The 22,791-nt window shown below is 41.2% G+C and carries 19 protein-coding genes; 3 read left to right on the top strand and 16 right to left on the bottom strand.

From position 1 onward, the window contains the following. Nucleotides 1–76 precede the first annotated feature (76 nt). The 15 genes from PO771_RS01650 to fliD form a co-directional block, all read right to left on the bottom strand. Nucleotides 77–748, bottom strand: a complete 672-nt coding sequence (locus PO771_RS01650; RefSeq protein ID WP_272563081.1) for an amino acid ABC transporter permease — start codon at nt 746–748, stop codon at nt 77–79. A 182-nt stretch (nt 749–930) separates the two neighbouring features. Then, the gene (gene fliB, locus PO771_RS01645; RefSeq protein ID WP_272561579.1) at nt 931–2,166 is read right to left on the bottom strand and encodes a flagellin lysine-N-methylase; all 1,236 of its coding nucleotides are present in this window, start codon (nt 2,164–2,166) and stop codon (nt 931–933) included. 82 nt (nt 2,167–2,248) lie between these two features. Continuing rightward, on the bottom strand, nt 2,249–2,380 hold the full coding sequence (locus PO771_RS01640; protein WP_336297953.1) for a flagellin: 132 nt from the start codon (nt 2,378–2,380) through the stop codon (nt 2,249–2,251). A gap of 255 nt (nt 2,381–2,635) precedes the next feature. Next, on the bottom strand, nt 2,636–3,754 hold the full coding sequence (locus PO771_RS01635) for a DegT/DnrJ/EryC1/StrS family aminotransferase (RefSeq protein WP_272561578.1): 1,119 nt from the start codon (nt 3,752–3,754) through the stop codon (nt 2,636–2,638). A 41-nt stretch (nt 3,755–3,795) separates the two neighbouring features. Next, nucleotides 3,796–4,491 carry an LbetaH domain-containing protein gene (locus PO771_RS01630; RefSeq protein WP_272561577.1) on the bottom strand — a complete coding sequence of 232 codons (696 nt, stop codon included), beginning with the start codon at nt 4,489–4,491 and terminating at the stop codon, nt 3,796–3,798. 90 nt (nt 4,492–4,581) lie between these two features. After that, nucleotides 4,582–6,786 carry a glycosyltransferase family 4 protein gene (locus tag PO771_RS01625; RefSeq protein WP_272561576.1) on the bottom strand — a complete coding sequence of 735 codons (2,205 nt, stop codon included), beginning with the start codon at nt 6,784–6,786 and terminating at the stop codon, nt 4,582–4,584. Between the two features lie 332 nt (nt 6,787–7,118). Further along, entirely contained in the window at nt 7,119–7,970 is an 852-nt protein-coding gene (locus PO771_RS01620; RefSeq protein ID WP_272561575.1) for a flagellin N-terminal helical domain-containing protein, read from the bottom strand. Nucleotides 7,971–7,995: 25 nt separating this feature from the next. Beyond that, nucleotides 7,996–8,484, bottom strand: coding sequence for a flagellar export chaperone FliS (fliS, locus tag PO771_RS01615; RefSeq protein ID WP_272561574.1), 489 nt, complete (start codon nt 8,482–8,484; stop codon nt 7,996–7,998). 115 nt (nt 8,485–8,599) lie between these two features. Next, the gene (locus tag PO771_RS01610; protein WP_336297946.1) at nt 8,600–9,010 is read right to left on the bottom strand and encodes an EscU/YscU/HrcU family type III secretion system export apparatus switch protein; all 411 of its coding nucleotides are present in this window, start codon (nt 9,008–9,010) and stop codon (nt 8,600–8,602) included. Further along, nucleotides 9,007–14,646 carry a DUF6240 domain-containing protein gene (locus PO771_RS01605; protein ID WP_272561573.1) on the bottom strand — a complete coding sequence of 1,880 codons (5,640 nt, stop codon included), beginning with the start codon at nt 14,644–14,646 and terminating at the stop codon, nt 9,007–9,009. Before PO771_RS01605 ends, PO771_RS01610 begins: the two co-directional genes overlap by 4 nt. A gap of 170 nt (nt 14,647–14,816) precedes the next feature. Further along, on the bottom strand, nt 14,817–15,782 hold the full coding sequence (locus tag PO771_RS01600; RefSeq protein ID WP_272561572.1) for a dTDP-glucose 4,6-dehydratase: 966 nt from the start codon (nt 15,780–15,782) through the stop codon (nt 14,817–14,819). A gap of 71 nt (nt 15,783–15,853) precedes the next feature. After that, nucleotides 15,854–16,246: a hypothetical protein gene (locus tag PO771_RS01595; RefSeq protein WP_272561571.1), complete on the bottom strand. Its 393-nt coding sequence runs from the start codon at nt 16,244–16,246 to the stop codon at nt 15,854–15,856. A 1-nt stretch (nt 16,247) separates the two neighbouring features. Beyond that, the gene (gene fliS / locus PO771_RS01590; protein WP_272561570.1) at nt 16,248–16,622 is read right to left on the bottom strand and encodes a flagellar export chaperone FliS; all 375 of its coding nucleotides are present in this window, start codon (nt 16,620–16,622) and stop codon (nt 16,248–16,250) included. A 24-nt stretch (nt 16,623–16,646) separates the two neighbouring features. Then, nucleotides 16,647–17,030 carry a flagellar protein FlaG gene (locus tag PO771_RS01585; RefSeq protein WP_272561569.1) on the bottom strand — a complete coding sequence of 128 codons (384 nt, stop codon included), beginning with the start codon at nt 17,028–17,030 and terminating at the stop codon, nt 16,647–16,649. A gap of 29 nt (nt 17,031–17,059) precedes the next feature. Next, nucleotides 17,060–19,273 (bottom strand): flagellar filament capping protein FliD, encoded by a 2,214-nt coding sequence (gene fliD, locus PO771_RS01580; protein WP_272561568.1) that lies wholly within the window; start codon nt 19,271–19,273, stop codon nt 17,060–17,062. A 201-nt stretch (nt 19,274–19,474) separates the two neighbouring features. Between fliD and PO771_RS01575 the strand changes: the two genes are divergently transcribed. The 3 genes from PO771_RS01575 to PO771_RS01565 are packed head-to-tail and all read left to right on the top strand — an operon-like array spanning nt 19,475 to nt 21,953. Further along, nucleotides 19,475–20,350, top strand: coding sequence for an SDR family oxidoreductase (locus PO771_RS01575; protein WP_272561567.1), 876 nt, complete (start codon nt 19,475–19,477; stop codon nt 20,348–20,350). Further along, a complete protein-coding gene (locus PO771_RS01570; RefSeq protein WP_272561566.1) occupies nt 20,350–21,438 on the top strand; it encodes an N-acetylneuraminate synthase family protein in 1,089 nt (362 codons plus the stop codon). Before PO771_RS01575 ends, PO771_RS01570 begins: the two co-directional genes overlap by 1 nt. Then, on the top strand, nt 21,432–21,953 hold the full coding sequence (locus PO771_RS01565) for a GNAT family N-acetyltransferase (protein WP_272561565.1): 522 nt from the start codon (nt 21,432–21,434) through the stop codon (nt 21,951–21,953). The genes PO771_RS01570 and PO771_RS01565 overlap by 7 nt, the downstream gene beginning before the upstream one ends. 82 nt (nt 21,954–22,035) lie before the next feature. Here the strand turns inward: PO771_RS01565 and PO771_RS01560 are convergent, their stop codons facing one another. After that, nucleotides 22,036–22,761: a glycosyltransferase family protein gene (locus tag PO771_RS01560; RefSeq protein WP_272561564.1), complete on the bottom strand. Its 726-nt coding sequence runs from the start codon at nt 22,759–22,761 to the stop codon at nt 22,036–22,038. Nucleotides 22,762–22,791: the final 30 nt, after the last annotated feature.

Here is a 22,791-nt window from a genome sequence, read left to right as displayed (position 1 = left end):
ACCACCTAGGAATATACAGCGTCAAATGAATTTAGTCGACGAAACAAGCCCTGATTCGACAAGTTTTTACGCAGGTTTATCTGTCTGTACGAAGGCGTTTCTCCATATAACTAACCACACGTGCGATCACAATTGTCAGGATTAGATACCCTGCAGCAAGTGTTAAATAAGGTGGCCAGCGTTCGAATGTCGATTTAGCTGTCGCTTGTCCTGCATAAGCAAACTCAGGTGCTGCGATAATGGAAAGGATAGATGAATCCTTTAATAACGCAATAAATTCATTTCCAAGCGGTGGAATCATCCGCTTGAACGCCTGAGGCAAAATTACCGAGCGCATCGCTTGTCCATGATTCATTCCAAGTGAACGAGCTGCTTCCATCTGCCCTTTGTCAATGGACTGAATTCCTCCACGGAAGATCTCAGCAATATAAGCCCCGGCATTTAGTGACAGCGCAACAAACCCGGAGAACACCGGTCCTGGTGGTTCTCCTCCTACCAAGGCCCCCCAAACATCTGGGATGACCGCAAAGTGGATAATTAAAATTTGCACGAACAACGGCGTACCACGGAACAATGTAATGTATCCAATCGAAAACCCACGAAGCAAAAAATTATTGGACAACCGACCAAGCCCAAGCAGCAGGCCAAGGATTGTTCCAACTCCTACGCCAACCGATGTAAACAATATAGTGTATCCGAAACCACGAATGAACAATTCACGGTATTCATACACGACTCCCCAATCCATATCATTACCAACCTTTCCGAAATAGCATACTTGCGCCGTAACGGGACGAAAGGTGCGCCGGACCTTGTCCATAGCGCACCTCTTTGTGCATAACATATTTAGTATAACGAATAAAAATTCGTTTGCAAAGTTATTTCTTCATTCCCAAAAATTTTGTCTGCTAGCTTATCGTTTGCACCATCCTAATTTTTTATTAAAACCGACAAATAGGCTAAATTATCAAATTGATGAGATTCTAGCACCTTATGTATTTCCTTAATATAAATATGATTATGCTCCACTGTTCGGGACAAAATCTGGATAACTCGGATCACTGATGAAGGCGTAAGTTCTTTATGGAAAGCCGCTATACCGACAAGATGAAGCTTGATAAGCGCAAAATGCACAGTAAGCGTAATAAAATTTTCAAAAGGATGAGTGGTATTCTTCATTGGAAACATACTTCTGTATACGTAATTAACCATATAGTTTTCATAGATATAATCATGCTGTTCCATAAACGGTTGATAATATTTTTCGTAAGCTGATGTGTATCTTTGAACTCTTGCTTCCTCATCTATATCTTCGTTATATCCGAGTCCCTCCAGCATCTCATGAAGGCATTCCATATATCGTCTATTGTTTTTATTAACTCCTTTCATCATACTCGCAATTCCTTTAGTAATTGTAAGTTGTACAATGGATGGGATCTTTAAAAGTGATAAATCTTTCAAAAATTTACCTGCCTCGACGCGTGCCTCAAACTCCTGAATCAAGGCCGGTAACTGTCTTATCTTTTTATTCTGAACGATATTTTCTAATTTATCGAAGAAAATACCTAATAGAACAAGTCGATCGGCTACTGAATACATACGATTCTGCAGCAATTTAATAGTAAAAAAGCGTAAGTCCCAAAAGTAAAAAGCTAATTCATCTCTTCCATGTGCTTTTGTATTTAGTATAGAAAAGATGGGTGTCTTCGCTTCGATTTCAATCTCTAACTCATCAAAGTCTATTCCTGCTGGATTCAGCAAGGCTAAACGAGCAACTTCCGGACAGGATACAGCAGCTGACAACTCTATCCTCCCATCTACCATATTCGTTTGCCTTGGATATACAGTACAAGTATGTGATAAGTAACGCTCCCCCAGTTCAAGCTGAATACCACATAGCTTCTGCTCCGTCATCAAAGGGCATCTGGCCTGATCATCCAATTTCATTTTCGCATAGTTATAATCGTTTGCATCCTTACGAATTCTGCCCATACTTTTTATAATCTTCTTTTTCAACGGGCTTTCTGGAAGATTTTTATACTTCTTATATGTTTCTTTATCAATTGTTATCGTCCATGCCTGGCAGCATGTATCTTCACACTCTGCTCCAATACAAGAAAATTCACCCATATACTGAGGCTGTAGTCCAATGTGAGTCTTCGTCATGTCACTTTCCTCCTGTGATTGATATAGAAAAGCCTCGAACAAGCTACACGCTTAATCAAGGCTTCGTATTTTTGCAGAAATGTTATCCTTTCAATAACTGTAGTACACCTTGTAGAAGCTGATTCGCCTGAGCTAGCATCGCAGTAGCAGACTGATTAATAATGTGAAAACGAGTATACTCTGTTATTTCTTGTGCCATATCAGCAGTAGCAATTTTTAAAGATATAGGGTCAGCTTTTGTATTCCCTGGTGGAGTAGGCTGCGATATTAAGTTTAACGTGAGGTTATCGCCTTTATTAGAGCCATTCTGAGACTACTTTATGGACATCGGCTTCTTCGATTCGATCTATGTGACGGCCGATGGCATCATCATTGAACTAGGACGCTTGTATTCCTTCTCGTATTAACTTGTCTAAATCTTGACGTTCCGCCCATTTTCAGAGAGCTAGGGGGTGCGGAATGTGAGTTATCATACCTTTGCACACATAATAATCTCACATATATGCTCTACATCTTTTAATTCTAAATCAGAGTAAATAGGTAACGTCAAAACTCTATCCGCAACATATCGAGCAACTGGTAATTTATATAGATCATTATAATTACGATAGCATTTAAAATCTGTACAAAGAGGATAAAAATATTTCCTTGTAAAAACGTTGTATTCCTTTAATTTTTCATGAAGCTCATCTCTATCTAAACCATACTCTTCTTTATCAATAAGGACCGGAAAATACGAATAGTTATGCTGAACTCCTTCCATATCCTCTAAATATTTAATTCCTTTTATCTTACTTAGCAAACTTCTATATTTATTAGTTATTAATTTTCTTTTGTCAATCTGTTCATCAATATAGTTTAAATTCACTATTCCCATTGCAGCTTGAAACTCGTTCATTTTTGCATTAATACCTGTTAATTCTACACTTTCAGGGCCGCTTATACCAAAGTTCTTCAGGAGTTCGATTTCACTCTTATATTTATCATTACTGTAAGTTAAAACCCCTCCTTCGATTGAATGAAATACTTTGGTTGCATGCATACTAAACATAGAGATATCCCCAAATTTTCCAATGCCAACATCATTTACTTTTACACCAAAAGCATGAGCAGCATCATATATAACTTTAAGATTATACCTTTTTGCGATCTCCTGGATCTTTTTAACGTTACAAGGATTCCCAAAAACATGAACAGGTAAAATCGCACTTGTTTTCTCTGTAATAAGATTCTCTATTTTTTCTGGGTCAATATTAAACGTCCCTTCCTCTATATCACAAAATACAGGCTCTAATCCGCGATTAATAATAGCATGTGTAGTTGATGCAAATGTAAAGGGAGTTGTAATAATCTCCCCTTTTATCTTCAAAGTTTTAATGGCTGTCTCTAAAGCTAAATGTCCATTAACAAATAAAGAAGCCTCATTAACACCCAGACGTTTTTTTAAGCCTTTTTCAAATTCATTGTGAAATTTCCCATTGTTGGTTAACCAAGCACTCGCCCATATTTCTCCTATTTTTTCAGTATATTCCTCCATGGGGGGTAAAAAAGATTTTGTAACCATTATTGGTTTTTCGAAACACTCCACAATATATCAATCCTTTGCGAATTAGGGAATTAGAGGATCTCCTAATTCTCTAATTTCTTTTCTAGTTTGTGAGCTGCCTTACAAATCATTACACTATTTTTTTCTATATCTTTAACTATAATAGCCCCAAGCCCCACAATACTATTTTCACTAATAGTAGTTTTCTCTATAATCGAAGCCCCTGCTCCTATTAAGGATAACTTCTCTATATTTATATTACCTGAAACAGCTGCCAAAGGATTTATCGTACAATAATCCCCAATTACCGTATCATGGCCTATTGTACAATTAATATTAGCAATCACAAACCTACCAAATTTAACATTGGTAGTTATGCTTACTCCAGCGCATATAATACTACCTACACCAAAATCATTTAAATTTGATGCAAGTATGTTCGCTTTAGGGTGAATAAGATTAGGATATACAAGATTTGCACATCCCTCTAAAATTTCCGTTTCAATAGCTTCTTTCCATTTAGGATTTCCCAAAGCGATAGTAACTCCTAATACTCCAAACTGTTCACTAAAACCTTTAAAATTGTTATTAGATGCTACTACTTTCACACCTTCTATATCAATACCAATGTCTTCATCACTATGGGATATATATCCAATTAAGTCAAAAACAGGTGTGTTAGATGCTAAATTTATATCATGTATTAACCACCTTACTTCTTTAGCAAAACCACCAATCCCCAAAATAACGATAGGCAGTCCTCTCCATGATTTTGTCATTTAAGTCTTCCTTTCAAAATCGTTTTTGAATTTATGGCTTTAATATTGGGTAACTGTTCAGCCTGTTACGATAGCTTTTGGTTACATGAATCATGTTAGCAACACCACTCTTTTTTGATATTCCTCCTCTGCCATAATAAAATACTGACGAAATTCTTTTTCTAACTGCTCATAACTAAACTTAGAAAGTCTTTCCTTCATCATTTCTCCCTTCTGCTTTCTGTACATCTTATTTTGATATAATTTTTCCATCTCTTGATAAAAATCTTCATATTCTAGCCCACACCCATGTTTTTCACCAACAAACACAAGTCCATCTGATGGCATGGAGGAAATGATTATCGGAAGTCCTGCTGCCATAGCAGCCACAACACTATACCCTCCTCCATGTCGAATCGGATTAAGGAAAGCATCACATATACCGTATAATGCTACTAAATCTTTTTCATAATCCACAAAAACAACCTGCTTTTCATCTTCTTTCCATACTTCATGAATATACGGAATCTTTTGAGGGCCTACTATCAACCATTTAGCGTCTGAATGCTGACGAAGAAAGTTAAATACCATATTAATAAACCCTTCATCCATCTCCCCGTTTAAACGGTTCCCTACTGTTACCAAAACAAAATCACTTTCTAAAAATCCATAATCTTCACGCCTTATAATTTTCTGTGAATCCGGCATATTAAATGCACATGTATACTGTTGAATTTGCTTTTCGGGGATGGTATTCAATTTTTCATTTAAAGCAACGGCTTCTCTCTTATCTTTAAACATGTACACATCTGCCGGCCCCCCTGGAACTACCGACCCAAATGAAAGATACACTACTGGATACATTTTGAACAACACCTGTTGCACTATAGAAATTTCTGCATTTGTAAAAATAAAATGTGGATTTAAAATTTGGATCTTTTCTATATTTTTCTTACCTCTTATTAAAAATTCTTCATTATCATTAGCATATACAATCTCAATATCCGTTCCTTCCAAAAAAGCTGCATGCTCTTCCCTGCACCTATAAGATGAAACCGCACCGTACCCTCCAACAATAGATTCTTTTACTCCAATATCTATATAATTATCTTCAGCAAAAATTACAATTCTATAGTCTGGATATAATTTCTTTATAAAAATCGCATATTCTAACGTAATTTTTGTTGGTGAATGTAGCAGTGATAGAAGTTGATCAGTCAGAATTACGATGTTCTTGTTTCTTTCCTGTGGTATGTTCATTTGAATCTCATAATTATCAATAAGATAATCGCCAATACTTTCAAGTATTTTTCGTTTATCTGCTTCATATCCATCATATTTTAGCGCACCAGCATAAGCAATATACCCCCCAGTCTGTACTAAAACATTATGATGATACCTAATATGTCTTTGGTCTTCCAATAACAAACTTATAAACATTTTAATGATACCTGGATATTTTGGTTGCATTTCAACAAGCAAAGAAATTATATATAATTGTTCACTGAAAGAAAAAGTACTGAGTTTCATAATAGAAATAATCACTTCACAAGCCTCATTAATAAGCTCTTGTTTTGCTTTACGAATGTTTCTCATTATATATAAAAATAACTGTTCGGCTTTAGGAATAAAACTCCTACTATAAAACAAATCAAAAACTACATACGGAATAAAATTCGGACATAACTCTAATTGTTTTAAGAGTTTTTGTATATCTATATTTTCTGGCGTAAGTTTTACAATTGAAGAAGATCCATCTGATATATCTTCAAGACTAAATTCAAGCTCCTTATACAAATATTTTTTATGTGAAATTTTTTTAACTAACTTGTTTCTATTTTTAAATTCATTTAAAAGCTCAAAATAACTAAACGAATAATTTCCCAAAAACTTTCCAACTACTAGATTATATGTATCTGGTGATAAATCAATATATATTCTTCCTTGTAAATTTTCACTTTCAGCTCCTATAAAACTTATAAGTACATCAATAATTCCTCTAACTTCTTCGTTATATTCTCCTTTATATGTATAAGCAGATGGAATATATACAAAATGATCTACTATATAATTATAGCAACGATACCAACTAAAAATTAACTCTTCTACATTTGAAACAACGATGACCTCTTCTAAATTTGTCCCATACTTCTCTTTTATTAGATTAACAATAAGCGGAAGTGAAGTTATATTAATGTTATTTGACTCGATAGGAAATACTTCTACTGTAAATCCATCTTCTTCAAATAAGCCTAATACACTTTCCATTCTTTTTTCTATCTCTAGACCAAAAGTTACACCTATAGCTATCCTCATTAAAATCCCCTCTCTTTTCCCTTATCTTAATTGTATCGCCTAAGATCAGGTCTGGTAACTGCTCAGGACATGACAATTTCACACGTTTTCTTCTTTATGCGCCGTACTTTTTTCAATCCGTCTGACGTAGGAGAACGATGAATATTTTAACCGTTTTTATTGAAGCTATCGCCCCAATCCAGAAAACTTAGATTTTTCAATTATGGATACTTGTCGTCAAATAATCTCAAGCACTTTCTCATGTTTATTATTTTGATTTCAAATACCTTACTTACATTGATACACAAAAGCCTCAAGCGTTGATTATGCTTGAGGCTTTATAGAATTCTTTACTATCCTTTTAACAATTGAAGCACACCTTGTGGAAGCTGATTCGCCTGAGCCAGCATCGCAGTAGCAGACTGATTGATGATGTTGAAACGAGTATATTCTGTCATTTCTTTCGCCATATCAGCATCGCGAATACGAGATTCTGCTGCTGTCAGGTTCTCTGTGTAGTTAGAAAGGTTATTAACCGCATGTTCCAGTCGGTTCTGAATCGCACCCAGATAAGAACGAATCTCCGACACCTGTTTAATTGCATCTTGGAAGGTTGTGATAGCCTTTGATGCATCAGCAGTAGTATCAATTTTGACACTGTCAATTTTTAAAGATGTCGGATCAACTTTTGTTGATCCCGCAGAAGTTGGTTTAGCTGTCAATTCTAATAACAAACTATCTCCTTCATTAGGACCGTACTGAATTTGCACATCTTCTAACGTTTTAGCCCCCTCACCAATCAATGGAATACCATTAAACTCCGTTGTTTCCGCAATATTTTTAATTTGTTCTGTCAGTTGGGCTACTTCTTGCTGAGATGCATTTTTATCATCCGTATTATACGTATCATTCGCTGCCTGTACAGCCAGCTCACGCATACGCTGCAGCATAGAATGAACTTCCTGAAGCGCACCTTCTGCTGTTTGAATCAGTGAAATTCCATCCTGTGTATTGCGCTGACCTTGCTCAAGACCACGAATTTGTCCGCGCATTTTTTCAGAAATAGCAAGCCCTGCCGCATCGTCAGACGCACGGTTGATACGATATCCAGAAGAAAGCTTCTCTAGAACTTTACCCATGCCCTGCTGGTTTTGCGTAAGATTACGATACGAGTTTAATGCTGGTAGATTATGATTGATTCTCATGCTATTTTCCCCCTAATTATGGTTTTTACAAACTTTTTGGATTTTCCTGTGCTCTTTCAAATACTTCCTGCTCGATTTCCTTTTTCAAATAAGGATTAAGCGCAGCTGGTTTCTTAAGTTGGACAGCCCCTGCTTGAGGATTGTCTTTCTCCTGCTCCATTGCAGTCGTCCAGGCTTCATCCAACTGATTGATCATGTCTTTTACTTCCTGCAAAATAGAAATATCTTTTGTAAAATTAGCTTTTACAACACGATCGAAGCAATATTGATATAGCATTTCCAAATGGTCAGCAAGCGTTCCTGCTTCATACTTGATGCCAGCACCAAGGCGTTCTATTATGTCGCAGCTTAACTGCAGGGCACTGTTAGCCTTAGCAAAATCTTTTTTAGGAATACAAACAATAGCTTCATCTATTTTTTGTAAAAGCTTCTTATACAACAAAGAAGTAATTAACTCCGGGCGATCATGAATGTCACTGATCTCGACATTTTCAAGTGTGACTACACGTTCCATCTCCTGCCACCCTGCTTTCTTTAATTCAATGTGCCTTTTCTTATTGCAACTATCTATTATATCGGCGTAAAAAAGCATGAGTTGAGATTTTACAGCAAAAATTATGCTTTATTGCCTACATTTTTTTAATAGCAGAAAGTAAATCATCAATACTTACCTCTTCATCCTGCTCCTCGTCCTCCCAATATGACGTCTGATGAAGAGCAGGGGTACGTATAGGTGAGGGCGGCGCACCTTCATTTGCACGCCGCACAAACAGCATCATTTCCGCCACTACCTGGTACATCTGAGGAGGCACACTACTCCCCAAATCAAGCGAAAGCAAATTATCCAACAGCAATGCATCTTCCTGCATGGCAATGTTATGCTCTTTCGCCTTTTCAATAATTTTGCGTGCAACTTCCCCGCGTCCTTGCGCTACAACAACAGGTGCTTTATCGTTATCTTTGTCATAACGAATAACAGCTGCACGGGTCGATTTTTTCTTCTCCTTCGGGTCCGGACGACCAAAATGCTTATAAATCATACTGAGAAGTCGACTCCTTCCCTACCAGATAGCTGCTTGGCTACATCAGCGCGTGCTGCTTGCACATCGACAGCCGGTCCCGATGGCAGATCGTGCTTCGTTTCTTCTGTTGGAGCAAACGCCCCAAACGATACTGCCTGCACACGATAGCCAAGTCCCTGCAGTTCATTTTTAAGTTGCGGAATGTACGGAGCGAATACTTGTTCTGTATTCGGATAGTTGTTCTGAACGCGGATGGTCATTTCTCGATCCACTACGGTTACCCCAATCCCTGTATCCCCGTACTTCGGCGTATCTAAGAAGAAGAACAAGCTACAGTTCTCCCAGTCCATCTGCTCGCCGTTATTGCGAGAATTAATTTGAACATGGACGGTTTTCATTCCCTCTTCCCATGGAAGCGGGAGCTGTACATACATAGATTGCATCGGTACGCCTGGATCTTGCCGTGATAACAGCTGTTGACCGGTTACATTTGATAGTGCTTGTTCCATCATTTCTTTGGCACGCGGAGAAACCGTGTTGTTTTCGATCTGTTCCATAAGGAAAGACTTCATCGAATGCGGCTGCCCCTGCCCAGAAGATTGTGAGTCTCCATGATCAAATGCTCCACCTGCACCTACATGCACACTGCGGCTAGATACCTGGCTTTGCTGCGAACTAAAGTTGTTCATGCCTCCGTTTAGGTCACGATTGTCTGCTGCTCGCTGCATCATCCAGTCAATCGCCTCCCGTTCGTGGTTCATTCCCATACCACGCATCCATTCCTGTATCCCTCGCCCAGTCAACTGCTCATTTCGCCAGTCTCGTGTATACAGTTCCAAAGGATTTTGCATCGCTCCTTCTCCTACTTGCTTGGAGAAAAATCGTTCTACTTTCATATAAGACGGTTGCCAATTCAACTTATCCAGCTGCTGACGCACATCACGGAATGCCGTCAATGCCTCGCTATTTTGTCCTTTAGAAAGCATTCCTTTAATTTCTTGAAGCCGACTTGATAACGTAAGTACATCATGTTCGAACTCCATATCGGCAAAAAGCGCAAATTCTCCTTTGGAAACTAAGCGATCTACCATTTCAATTGTCGGTTCAATAATCTTCTTAATATAAGAGGATGCCTGTGGGACGTTTTTATCCAGAAACTGCATCATCCGATCAACGTTGTTTCCAATCTCCTTTTTCACTTGCTTGAATTGCGCAGCAGTCTCACGTAGGTGATCAGGAATATAATGGGAAACACGTTCGAAATTAGCTGTTTGTACATTTGCATAAGCTGCCATGCGTCCTGCTTCTTCGTCAAACAATTGTTGAAGTTGCTGCATCTGAACATCTACATCAACCTTTGATGCCGTTGGAGTTTCCACTTTACTTTCGCTAGAAAGATACTCTTCTTCCCCGTTAACAGCCTGCCCCATCTGCTCAAGTATGCCACTGATCTTCTGCTTCATCTCCGAAGGAATTCCTTCTGCTTCGGCTGTATTAAGCAAAGTCTGTGCTACATCCTGCATAATCTGCTGCGGTGTGCGTGCTTGCAGCAAATCAGCAACATCTGGCGTGTCACTTATACCACCTAACAGTTGAGCTGCAGTTACCCCCTGTGCGCTCTTCATCTCAGCGCGGGCGGCTGCCACAATTCCGCTTAAGCGATCGTACATCTGACCCATCGTTTCCAGCATGCGTGGCGATGCTTCAGACGTCATCTCCCCTGTTGGCGCTACGGATGATGTACGCGCTGCTTCTGCCACCGGGAGCTTGAATAGCTGAACAAGCTGATCAACCGAGCGCTGGACCATCGCTTTCGCTTCAGCGGAGCGACCGACAGCCTCATAGCTCATCGACATGCGGAGATCCCGTCCTAGTCGATCCATGAATTCACTTGTGCTCTGGCGTAGCTTCTCACTCCCGCCTGCTTCTGTTACAACTTGTTCGACCGCCTGCTGGATGGCTTCGATCTGCGGGCGTGTAACTTTTCCTGTTGTGCGTATATCAAGCACCATCTCGGCGAGGCGACGGCGCTCAGATGATACAGTTGGCTCCGTTGACCTCACTTCAGTTTCTTTTACTTGCTGTAAGGCGACTTCTGCCGCACGCTTCATGTCCTGCGCCGAAACTCGGCGTTCAATCTGCTCAGTCGGCACTTCGCGTACAGTCTGTGGTAGCTGTCGGAGAACCTGCTCAAGCTTGTCTGCGGTATTTCGTAATTGCGCAGTGGCATCACGATTGGATTGTATCTCGCTCGTAGTCTCCCGTATTTGATGTACTGCCTGTTCAAGCATTTCACGCGGGATGGGTTTACCACTGGCTGTTCTCGCTGCGATCATTTCCAATTGGCGAGCCGCTTGCTCCACTTTCTCCTTTTGCGGAGTATCAGAAGGCTGAGTCTGCCGTACCTGCCTAGTATCAGACTGGTCAGCAAGTACACTCTGTGGCTCTTTCGTGATTCTTCCTGCCGCCATAGAGATATCGCGCGGGGTAATATAACGAGCAAGACGATCTGGCGATACAGTTCGTTCCTCTGCCGGTGTTTCCTGAATGGCTCTCTCAACCTGCTCAGCAACTTGGTGAATCTGCTGTGCTGCCGCACGACTTACCATCGAAAGTCCTGGATTTTGCTTAATCTGCTCTGTCAACTGACGAAGCGCTTCTTTATCCAGCGGTTGCCGACTGGAAACAGCCTGGTTCAGTATCTCAAGCTGACGAGTCAGCTCTCTATTTTGCGGAACAGATGCAAACGACGAGACTTCTTTTTGTGCCGAAGATGACGTCTGTGACGTTCCAGCAGGTTTTTCGTCGGCCAAACGGGTCAATTCGTCCGTTGCACGCCGTGCCACTTCCTGCACATCCCGATTTTGGACATAATGTGCCAGTCTTTCAGGCGTAACGGCTGGTTCGGATGCCGATGTTTCTTTCACAGCTTGCTCGACTTTTTCTGCAATAACACGCACTTGCTGCTGCACATCCCGGCTAAAGGTAGGCAGCTCTGGATTCCGCAGAATCTGCTGCGCCAGTTTTTGCAGAATATCTTTGTTTAGTGGTTGCTGACGCGAAATCGCCTGTGCCAGTATATCCAGTTGTTTTGTTACTGTACTTTCTGGATGAACAGCCTGCTCGCCCTGCAGTGCCACAGTACGTGTACCTGCTACTTGTGTTGAGGCTCCCGTACGAATGATTGACTCTGTCGACTGACGATTTTCTGAAATTCGAACCGCTTCCGCTGCCTGCTTAACCTCCGTTGCTGAGACATGTGCCGCAAGACGATCCGACGGAATCACCGTCTCCTTAGATGGTGTCTGCTGGATCGCAGCTTCCATACCTTGCACAATGCGCTGCACTTGCTGCTGAATAGCAGGTTCCGCTTTTGGCAGCTCTGGGTTCGTCTTAATTTGTTGCATCAGCCGCTGGATCGCTTCTTTATTCAACGGCTGACGGCTTTCCATCGCTTCCGCAAGCACACTAAGCTGTTGCGCCAGTTTACTTGTCTCGGCACGAGTAGACGATGCAGTGGATACAGAAGAAGTAACTGTGGTTGTCGGTCTTGTTGCTACTTCAGGTTGAGCAGATGACTCCTCTTTTGGCGTAACAGCCTCTACTTGCTTGGCCACTTCCACAATCTGGCGTGCCGGTACCTGCTGGGCCAACCTTTCCGGCGCTACCGTACGTTCAGCCGCAGGCGTCCGATGAACGGCTTGCTCCACATTCCGAATGATGTCCTGCACTTTCTGTTGCGTATCAGGCGGAAGCTTTATCAGTTCCTGACTGGTCTTCATCTGCCGCACAAGCGCCTGAAGTGCTGCTTTATCGATCGGTTTCCCATCGCTAATTGCCTGTGCAATCGTCTCAAGCTGTCGCGACAGTGTCCCACTTTGCGAAGCAGGTGCTGATGACTGAGCCGATGATGACGTCTGGGACGTTCCAGCAGATTTCGTCTCGGCTGAACGGGTCAATTCGTCCGTTGCACGTCGCGCTATTTCCTGCACATCCCGGCTTTGTACGTAACGCGCCATTCTTTCCGGCGAAACAGCCGGTTCCAATGGCGGTGTTTCTTTCACGGCTTGCCCTACTTTTTCTGCAATGGCACGTACTTGCTGCTGCACATCCCGGCTAAGGGTAGGCAGCTCTGGATTCATCTTGATTTGCTGCATCAGTCGCTGGATCGCTTCTTTATTCAATGGCTGGCGGCTTTCCATTGCTTCCGCAAGCACACTAAGCTGTTGCGCTAGTTTACTTGTCTCGGCACGGGTAGATGATACAGCGGATACAGAAGAAGCAACTGTGGTCGTTGATCTTTTGGCCACTTCAGGCTGAGCAGACGGTTCCTCTTTTGGCGTAACAGCCTCTACCTGCTTCGCCACTTCCGTGATTTGACGTGCCGGTACTTGCTGTGCCAAGCGTTCCGGCCCTACCGTACGTTCAGCCACAGGCGTCCGGCGAATAGCTTGCTCCACATTCCGAATGACTTCCTGCACTTTCTGTTGCGTATCGAGCGGAAGCTTTACGAGTTCCTGACTGGTCTTCATCTGCCGCACAAGTGCCTGAAGGGCAGCTTTGTCGATCGGTTTCCCATCGCTAATTACCTGTGCAATCGTCTCAAGCTGTCGCGACAGCTTGTTGTCTGATGCTTGCTGCGGCACGGAACGAACCTGCTCAGCGCTTCTTACAGCGTTTGTTTTGACTTCCTGCGCTACCTGTTTGGCCGCCAGTTCTACATCACGCGCAGATACGTGCTTTAGCACACGTTCTGCCGCTACTTTTTGTTCAGTCGCAGGTGTTTCCTGTATCGCTTGCTTAATACCATCGACTACCTGTTTTACTTTTTGGGTCGTTTCCTCACTAACTGCTCCCGGCTGGTGTTCCAGACGTTCTAGCTGCTGTTCCATCACTTTTACAGCTTTCTGCAGCTCGTCTTTATTTAATGAACCACCTGCACGTGCGGCTTGTTCGATGGCAGAGGCGACGGATTGCATCTGCTGAACAAGCCGAGCTGCATCTGTAGAAGAGGCTCCAACTATACGATTGTTAGCTGCTGTCTGTACTTCATTTGCTACCGCCTGTTTTGCAGACGGCGCAAGCTCCGGCAGTTCGTTTGCCAGTTCTTCCATCAGTGCCCCGAGCGTAGGGCCATGCATTGTACGAAACACCGCTTCAAAACTTTTTGGTGTCACATCAATATTTTTTTGTGCCATGGCAGTCAGCACGTCTAGCTTCTGCTGGACTGTACCTTCGCCTTTGCTCATGATTTGCTGTACGGTGGCAACTGTTTCCTTTGTCACCGGAGCTTTATTTGATGTCAGGATGCGCACAGCTTCTTTCATTTCTGAGGTCGGTTTCGCTCCGGCATCACGCAATAGTTTCTCGGCTGCCGCTTCAGCAGATTCACTGGATGTTCCTGTGGTACGTCCTCCTGATACGGTACGTACCTCAATCGTTGTATCTGTCTCGCCTGTGATCTGAACGGTTACACGCGATTGGGATGGAACCCCTTTCTCAAATGTAGCTCGCACTTCACGTCCTTCTATTTGTACAACTGCTTCGCTGGCAGAAATACGCTGTTTAATTGTCGCTTCTACCTGAGGCAGACGCTCTTCCGTTGTCCGCGCAGCCATATTACCAATGCCGCGCATAAAGTCTGAAACTCGCATGCTTTCATACCCCTTCCGTACGTACTGTTCTATAAGTGAATATCGGAAGAAACATGGGCTCTTTACAAACAAAAAAGCCTTTCCCGTTAAAATAAACGAAAAAGGCTCGGTGATATGGTTATTTTTGATAATAGAACTTCTCAGTCCGCTGGATCTTTTTTCATCTTCCACTACATCAGATCACTTGTACGTATCCACTCGCGCGTCCGCTTAATGCCTTCATCAAGCGAAACATTCGGCTTCCAGCTAAGCAGGCGGAATGCCTTATCATAATTACAAAGCAATTTCTGAATCTCACTCTGCGGGTGAATATGAGGAACATGCGCAATTTCTACTTGCTCGGGATTATGCTCATTACCTGCTGCGATCAGTTCTGCCAGGTCATTGATTGTAATGTCGCGCCCCAGACCAGCATTTACGATCTCACCATTTACTGCATCTGAATACCCCGCTTCGACAACAAAACGGGCACAATCTTCTACATATAGTAAATCACGTGTCTGTGTTCCTTCCCCATAAATATGAATCGGCAGTCCTTTCAGCTGGTTACGAACGAAAATCGCCACAACACCGCCTTCGCCACCTGTTTTCTGGAACGGACCATATGTATTGAACGGACGAACCACCACAACAGGAAGCCCATATGCGTAAAAGTATGAAAGCACCATATTCTCTGCAGCAATTTTTGCCCCGGCATACGGAGACGCCGGCTTCGTTGGATGCTGCTCCGTGATGCCTGTCTCATCTGCACAGCGATCATATACCATGCATGTGCTCATAAATACAACCTTGACGTTATGGACACGACATTGCTCCATAATATTGAAAGTCCCAATTGTATCATTGTTAAATGTCGTGCGTGGATCGTCGATGGAATCTTGTACGTTAATCGACGCACCAAGATGATAGCACACATCAAACTGTCCACGTTTGAACAATTCATCCAGAAGAGCTTCATTTTTAATGTCACCGACGATAAATTCTTTCAAGCCATCTTGACCAAAAAATTCATCAACATTTTGCTTCCGACCATTCGAAAGATCATCAAGAATCCACACGTTATGTTTATCATTCAGCAGACGCTGGACGACCCAGCGCCCGATAAATCCTGCTCCACCTGTTACAAGTATATTCATAGTCCCGGCTCCTTTTGTAATACTTGGTTTCTTTTAAAAACAAAGAAACATAGCTAAGGACAGAGCCTTAACTATGTTTTCCATCCAGGTCTGATTGTCTCATCTACAAAATATCCTTCTGTGCTATATGCACTCTGAGCATAAGAGCGATTTGTCTGACGAGCCATGTGTAATTTCTTTAACTGCTCACTTACGTTCTTATGCTGCTGCTTCAGGACGTCCTGCAATTTCTGATCGTTCAAGCTGATTTCTACCAGAAGAGCCTGCAACGTACCACGACTCTGAACAAGTTCTTGCGGAAATGCTGCATCTAGCTGGTTAATCCGGTTAATAATCTGGGCACGCAACTCAAAATATTCTTCAACCTGATCATAATTCTCCTGTTCAATACTTTGCAGTAATCCTTCTGTCTGTTCTTGAAACAGACAAAGCAATTGTTGCTTTTCCTGTACGTACATGCCCATGTTACGCCTTGGCCTTCTTCATAACCTGTTCCCATACTTCTACGAACTCTTCCATATATCCTTTGGCCTCTTCGAGCATAGCAACATCTTTGTAGACGTTCGCCTGTACCAAACGATAATGAATGTAGTCATACATCTTTAAAAGTTCTTTAGAAATTGGAATATCCTTATTTAAGGTAATCATGAGTTCATTAACAATATCCTGCGCTCGCACATTATGTTTATGTGCATCTTCATACTTACCTTGCTGCAAGTCTTGAATAGCTGCATTAATAAATCGTACAGCTCCCTTATAAAGCATCAATGTTAATGAGCCTGGGGAAGCAGTTTTCACAGCGTTTTGCTGATAGGTTTGCTTGGCTAGAATGCCACTCATCAAGAAACTCTCCTTTCAATCTTATTACATTTTCTTGTCAATAATCAGCCCAGCCTGCTTCATCCATTGAGCAACCATGTCTACAATCTTCTCTGGAGGTATTTCTCTAATTACCTTACTTGTTTCAGCATCAATCACCTTTACAATCATCTGGTGCACATCTTTGTGGAAGGAGATCTCAAGATTCACCTTTGTTCCGTCCATTAATTTAGCAATGCGTTCCATCTGCTTTTTGATTGCAGCATCAGAGATACTTAGATCATACTCCGGCTTATTTCGAAGTTCGATCGATGTAGGGAGCTTTGCTTCTGTCCCCTTCTCATTCTTTAATTCGTGAGCAGGTGTACCTGCTGGTTCCTGGGGCGGAGGGGGAAAAGACGACGAAAAAGCTTGATCAGAAATTTTCATCACTGAATCCTCCTATTTTCTTATTATGCTTATTTTCCTCCACCTAATTGTGAAGCCAGCCAACTGCTCTGCGAATTAGCGTTAGATAACGCTTTTTCTACCGCAGCGAATTTACGGTAATATGCATCTTCTTTTTGAGATAAACTCGTATTCATATCATCAATCCGACGTTGGAAATCCTGAATTTGTTTTTCAAGTGCTGAACTGTCTGAGGCATTCAACTTGTTCTCAATTTTAGTATTGATTTCATCCATAATACCATGATTAAACACGTCGATTCTCTGAAACAGTCGAACGGCAATCCCGCTTTCACTCTTATATTGCTCAGATTTTTTGTCACTTACAGATGATTTAGCTGTAAACAGAGCAATTACACCACTAGGATTATCAGAGATAGCTTTACGCAGCTTTTCTTCATCAATGACTAGCTTTCCACTTTCACTCATATTTTTCGATGTATCAATTCCGATCTGTGACAACATGCTAGGATCTCCCGGCTTTGTTCCCGAGACTGGACTTGTCACGCGAGAACGCAAATCGTCCAAAGCACTCTTCAACATCGAGTCATTATGCAGCAGACCGCCTTTTGCTTTCTCCTCCCATATCGTAATCTCTGTATCTTTCATCGCTTGCTTCTGGTCAGCATTCAAAGGCGCATATTTACGATATGTTGTTTTCTCTGTAAGTTTCCCAGAAACAAGGGATACCATATCATTATACTTCGTGACAAAATCAGAGATTTTTTCAAATATCCCGTCTGTATCCTGCTGCACATTCACCCCAACCGGTCCCGTTGTAACTTGGTTAAGTGTATACGTAACTCCATCCTGTGTAAACGTATTGCTGCTACGTGTCATCGTTATTCCATCGATTTTCACTTCTGCATCCTGACCATATACGGAAGTAGCTGGTGAAACTCCAATCTTGTTTAGAAAATCGAGCCCTGCGCCATTACTTCCAGAGAAATTAACCATCGACGTAGCACCGGAGTCTTTGCTTGTAAACGAGAATGTCTGATTTGTATTTTCATAGGAAAGTCGCACACCAGCGCTCGAAGCACTAATGGCATTCATTAACGACTGTACGGATTGTCCTGCGGATACGCGAGGGATATTCGCCCCGTTAATCTGAATTCCTGTTAAATCAAAATTGCTCTGACCATTCAGTCCTAAGTCTGCTGCTAGCGTATCTTTTCCACTGTTCGCTATTTTGATCTTCTGGCCTGCCAGTGCTCCCGCAGTATTTATTTTAAGCTGATGAGTAGATGGGTCTTCCGTAACAGCTACGTTTCCCGCACCAACTCCAGGTATACTTTCAATCTGAGATTGCAAATATGTTGCCAGATTTGCGTTCGTAACACTACCGTCACTTGGGATATCGATTGTGTGCGAAATGTTATTAATTTCTATATTCATCTGGCGCGGCGATGGGGATGTAGATGTAAAATAGTTGGAAGCAAGAGTCGTAATATCCTTTTGTCCAACAATATCAACAGTGCTACTAATACCTAATTTACTTCTAAGGTCTTCAATTTTAGTAGTAAGTTCAATTTTAGATGTTAAACCATCAAGTCCGAGCTCAGTTGCCAGCGCATCGCTTCCATAGTTCATTACTTTAATTCCTGGCTTAGAGGCAGCAAATGCTACACCCGGCTTCATGGTAATACTTCCTGTACTCAAATCAACAGCGATAGCGTCGCTTCCAAAAGCAGCATCCAGTTTACTTTGTAAAGCTGATTGTAAAGTATCAGTATCTTTTACATTATCAGCGCTCGTAATCTGGATCGTTTTTGTAACTCCACCAAACGCTACACTCATAGAGCGAGGTGACGAAAAATCAGGCAACGTAGCAGGCGGAGCCAAATATATGTTACCTTGAATGACATCACTTGTCGAAAGGGTAGCAAGCGATGTTCCTGTCTTCTTAGCAGTTTCCGCAAGACGTGTTACTTCTATTGAATGCGTCGCTTCTCCATTTGCACTTCCATTTGTAACCGAGACTGCACCACTGTTAGAAGATGAGACTTTGTATGAGCCCCAGCTTGATACGTAGCGCATCTTATCTACAGCACTGTTTAGAGCAGCAAAACTCTTGTTAATGTCACGATACAAATCCTGCTTCCACCGTAGAACTTGCTGCTGTCCCATCATTTTATTAAGTGGAATACGCTCAGCATCCATTAACTTTTTCACAGTACCTTCTGTATCAAACCCCGACATTCCAGTAATTCTCATATTTGGCATTTTAATCGCCTCCGATATTGTCAATGACTATATTTATAATTATTATCGGTTGTGCAAGAGCAAAATTGAATTAGATTCTTAATTTTTACGTTATATGAATGAGGTTCATCATTGAGATAAATTTTAAAATCAGGCAAAATAAAAAAGAGCTAGAATGCATGTATAATACATCTCATATGAGATTTCGGAGGAAAAAGAGTTATGAAGGTACTTATCATTGGCTCTACAGGCATGTTAGGTCAGGCATTAATAAAAGAGGCAACCTATAGAGGGATCGAAAGCATAGGCTCAAGTAGAACTGGATCACAGACTACTATAGAGATTACTAACGATATTGATATACAAGAAAAAATAGAGTATGTACGCCCTGATGTTATCATAAACACTGCAGCTATTACTAATTTAAGCTTGTGCGAAAAAAAACCTGATTATGCTTACCTAGTAAATGGCCGTGCAGTTAGTATTATAGCAAAACAGGCGGAAAAATTAGGAGCTTATTTTATCCAAATTTCTACCGATCATTATTATACAGGAGATAAAAACCTCTTGCATAATGAGTCAAGCCCCATTTCATTATTAAACGAATACGCACGTACTAAATACGTAGGTGAACTCTTTGCTTTAACTTATCAAAATTCACTAGTAGTACGAACTAACATCGTAGGTTTTCGAGATCGTCCAGATCAACCTACTTTTGTGGAAGAAATAATTAAAAAATTCCAAGATGAAAGAGAACATTTAACTTTATTCGATGACTTCTACACATCAAGCATTGATGTTGCACACTTCTCTACCGCCTTATTTGATTTAATACCAAAAAAAATTACGGGTACTATCAATCTTGCAAGCAAAGAAGTGTCAACTAAAAAGCAGTTTATTTCAGCACTGGCCGAGCAACTTGGTTTTTCGTTAACAAATCGAACTTCAATAGGGAGTGTAACATCCCTATGTAATGTAGTTCGCGCTGAGAGTTTAGGGCTTGAGGTATCAAAAACCGAAAAAGTTTTAGGTCGCTCACTCCCAAATTTAACACAAGTAGTCGAAAGCTTAGCTTCAGAGTATAGGAGGCGTTATTAATGAAGTATCAAGATATTATTTATATTAACGGAAGAAAAATATCCATTGACTCTCCTTCTTATTTCATCGCTGATATTGCATCCAACCATGATGGAGATCTTGAACGCGCCAAGGAATTAATATGGCTTGCTAAAGAAGCCGGGGCTGATGCAGCAAAATTCCAACATTTTAAGGCCGAAAAAATTGTTAGCGACTACGGGTTTAAAAGCCTTAGCTTGCATGGGAGTCACCAAGCTACCTGGAAAAAAAGTGTGTATGAAGTATTTGAACAATATGAATGTAATCGGTCTTGGAGTGAAGAATTGGCAAAAACGGCAGCGGAAGCCCAGATTGACTTTATGACAACTCCATATGACTCGGAGGCTCTGACGCTATTAGATCAATATATACCTGCTTATAAGATTGGTTCCGGGGACATTACCTGGATAGATTTTCTCGAACAAGTGGCACAAAGAGAGAAGCCTGTTATTTTAGCAACAGGTGCTTCTACTATGAAGGATGTTGATCGAGCTATTGAAGCTGTTACCAGACTTAATAAACAGCTAATTTTACTACAATGTAATACAAATTACACAGGAAGTCTGGAAAATTTCAAATATGTAAACCTTAATGTGTTACTTACATATACGAAGAAATACCCTGGATTATTACTAGGACTTTCCGATCACACACCAGGACATTCCACTGTACTGGGAGCCATTGCATTAGGAGCAAGAGTAATCGAAAAACATTTTACTGATGATAACAATCGAATTGGCCCAGACCATCCTTTTTCCATGAATCCAAAAACGTGGAGAGAAATGGTAGATAGAAGTCGCGAACTTGAATTCTCACTTGGGGATGGAACAAAGCGAGTAGAAAAAAATGAAGAAGAAACGGTTGTACTTCAACGGCGTTGTTTACGTGTACCTCGTGACATGAACGCAGGGGAAATACTGAGCGAAGATGATATCGAATGCTTACGTCCAGCTCCATCAGGAGCTTTAGAGCCTTACGAACTACATTGTGTAATCGGAAAGAAACTACGTTCAAATAAAAAACATGGCGAGGCATTGTATCTTGCAGACTTTGAGGTGGAAAAATGTTAAAAGCAGAAAAGGTTTGCCTCCGGGCGATCGAAAAAGAAGATCTGCCACAGTTATTAACGTGGAGAAACCAACCTGAATATCGACGTTATTTTCGGGAGTACAGAGAGTTAAGCATGGAAAATCAAACCATGTGGTATGAGCGAGTCGTACTGCAAGATCGAAATACTTTGATGTTTTCGATCATTGATCAGGAAACACACTCATTAATCGGTGCATGTGGTTTATGTTACATAGACTGGGTTAACAAAAGTGCAGATTTTTCAATTTATATTGGAAAAGACAATATATATATTGATGATTTTTTTGCCCCTGATGCAGGAAAATTATTGGTAAAGTACGGTTTTGAAGAATTGGGCCTTCATAGAATCTGGGCTGAAATCTATGACTTTGATGAACCGAAGAAAAGGCTATTTGATCAGTTAGGATTCACTCAAGATGGAAAACATCGGGAAACACACTGGTCAGAAGGAAAATGGCATGACTCTTTATTCTATAGTATCCTAGTAAACGATTAACATGGGCTGTATAAAAAACTAATCCCCTCATTGCTAACTGTGAGGGGATTTTCTATAAACACTTCACTTTTATCATACGTCTTTATATAACCGGCTTTTGCTGAATATGTGCATTTAATTTAGCTATCTCTGGATTTTCCAACAAGTAATCTACCACCTGCTGAGAAGATATTAACTTATCACCAACAAAATTTTCAGCTATTGCCCGACAAAGAGCATAGTCCTCTTTAGTATCAAGCGTAATACGAAGTTGTGGATGTCGCATTGATACTGGTGCACTAATCCATGTAGAAGTAAATTGATCTGCATATTCATAAGCGTAATATGTTACGTGTTCTCGATGTCTCGGTTCATGACCGTTTCGATGTATGTACTCCAAAGCATCAAAAGACAGCATTTCAATAGCTAATCCACGTGGTAAATCTCCTTCTATTCTCGCTACATCAACAGGGTTCTGTTGCATATGTTTTACAATAGAGTTGGCAAATTTATAATCAACAAATGGACAATCTGATGTTACACGAATCACATGATCTGGATTGTATAATTTTGCACATTCATAATATCTTGACAAAACATCGTGTTCGGAACCCCTAAATACTGCCACATCGTTTTTAGTACACCACTCTTCTATCGTATCATCCTGACTTAATAGGGAGGTGGCTACAATCACATCATGAATGGGCTGAATTTCTCGACAGCGAGAAACATCGTAATCCAATACTATTGTATCTCCTAACTCTTTCAACACCTTACCTGGCAAACGAGAAGATCCCATTCTGGCTTGAATAATAATAATCGTTTTCATTATAGCGCTACCTCGTATTTCTAGTATTAT

The sequence above is a fragment of the Aneurinibacillus uraniidurans genome, from assembly GCF_028471905.1.
Lineage (GTDB): Bacteria > Bacillota > Bacilli > Aneurinibacillales > Aneurinibacillaceae > Aneurinibacillus > Aneurinibacillus uraniidurans.
This window is presented reverse-complemented; position numbering and strand designations above follow the sequence as displayed.

Excerpts from the sequence above, each read along its gene's own strand:
- PO771_RS01650 (WP_272563081.1), bottom strand. The coding sequence starts at position 748 with ATGGATTGGGGAGTCGTGTATGAATACCGTGAATTGTTCATTCGTGGT.
- fliB (WP_272561579.1), bottom strand. The coding sequence starts at position 2,166 with ATGACGAAGACTCACATTGGACTACAGCCTCAGTATATGGGTGAATTT.
- PO771_RS01630 (WP_272561577.1), bottom strand. The coding sequence starts at position 4,491 with ATGACAAAATCATGGAGAGGACTGCCTATCGTTATTTTGGGGATTGGT.
- PO771_RS01625 (WP_272561576.1), bottom strand. The coding sequence starts at position 6,786 with ATGAGGATAGCTATAGGTGTAACTTTTGGTCTAGAGATAGAAAAAAGA.
- PO771_RS01620 (WP_272561575.1), bottom strand. The coding sequence starts at position 7,970 with ATGAGAATCAATCATAATCTACCAGCATTAAACTCGTATCGTAATCTT.
- fliS (WP_272561574.1), bottom strand. The coding sequence starts at position 8,484 with ATGGAACGTGTAGTCACACTTGAAAATGTCGAGATCAGTGACATTCAT.
- PO771_RS01610 (WP_336297946.1), bottom strand. The coding sequence starts at position 9,010 with ATGATTTATAAGCATTTTGGTCGTCCGGACCCGAAGGAGAAGAAAAAA.
- PO771_RS01605 (WP_272561573.1), bottom strand. The coding sequence starts at position 14,646 with ATGCGAGTTTCAGACTTTATGCGCGGCATTGGTAATATGGCTGCGCGG.
- PO771_RS01600 (WP_272561572.1), bottom strand. The coding sequence starts at position 15,782 with ATGAATATACTTGTAACAGGTGGAGCAGGATTTATCGGGCGCTGGGTC.
- PO771_RS01595 (WP_272561571.1), bottom strand. The coding sequence starts at position 16,246 with ATGGGCATGTACGTACAGGAAAAGCAACAATTGCTTTGTCTGTTTCAA.
- fliS (WP_272561570.1), bottom strand. The coding sequence starts at position 16,622 with ATGAGTGGCATTCTAGCCAAGCAAACCTATCAGCAAAACGCTGTGAAA.
- PO771_RS01585 (WP_272561569.1), bottom strand. The coding sequence starts at position 17,030 with ATGAAAATTTCTGATCAAGCTTTTTCGTCGTCTTTTCCCCCTCCGCCC.
- fliD (WP_272561568.1), bottom strand. The coding sequence starts at position 19,273 with ATGCCAAATATGAGAATTACTGGAATGTCGGGGTTTGATACAGAAGGT.
- PO771_RS01575 (WP_272561567.1), top strand. The coding sequence starts at position 19,475 with ATGAAGGTACTTATCATTGGCTCTACAGGCATGTTAGGTCAGGCATTA.
- PO771_RS01570 (WP_272561566.1), top strand. The coding sequence starts at position 20,350 with ATGAAGTATCAAGATATTATTTATATTAACGGAAGAAAAATATCCATT.
- PO771_RS01565 (WP_272561565.1), top strand. The coding sequence starts at position 21,432 with ATGTTAAAAGCAGAAAAGGTTTGCCTCCGGGCGATCGAAAAAGAAGAT.
- PO771_RS01560 (WP_272561564.1), bottom strand. The coding sequence starts at position 22,761 with ATGAAAACGATTATTATTATTCAAGCCAGAATGGGATCTTCTCGTTTG.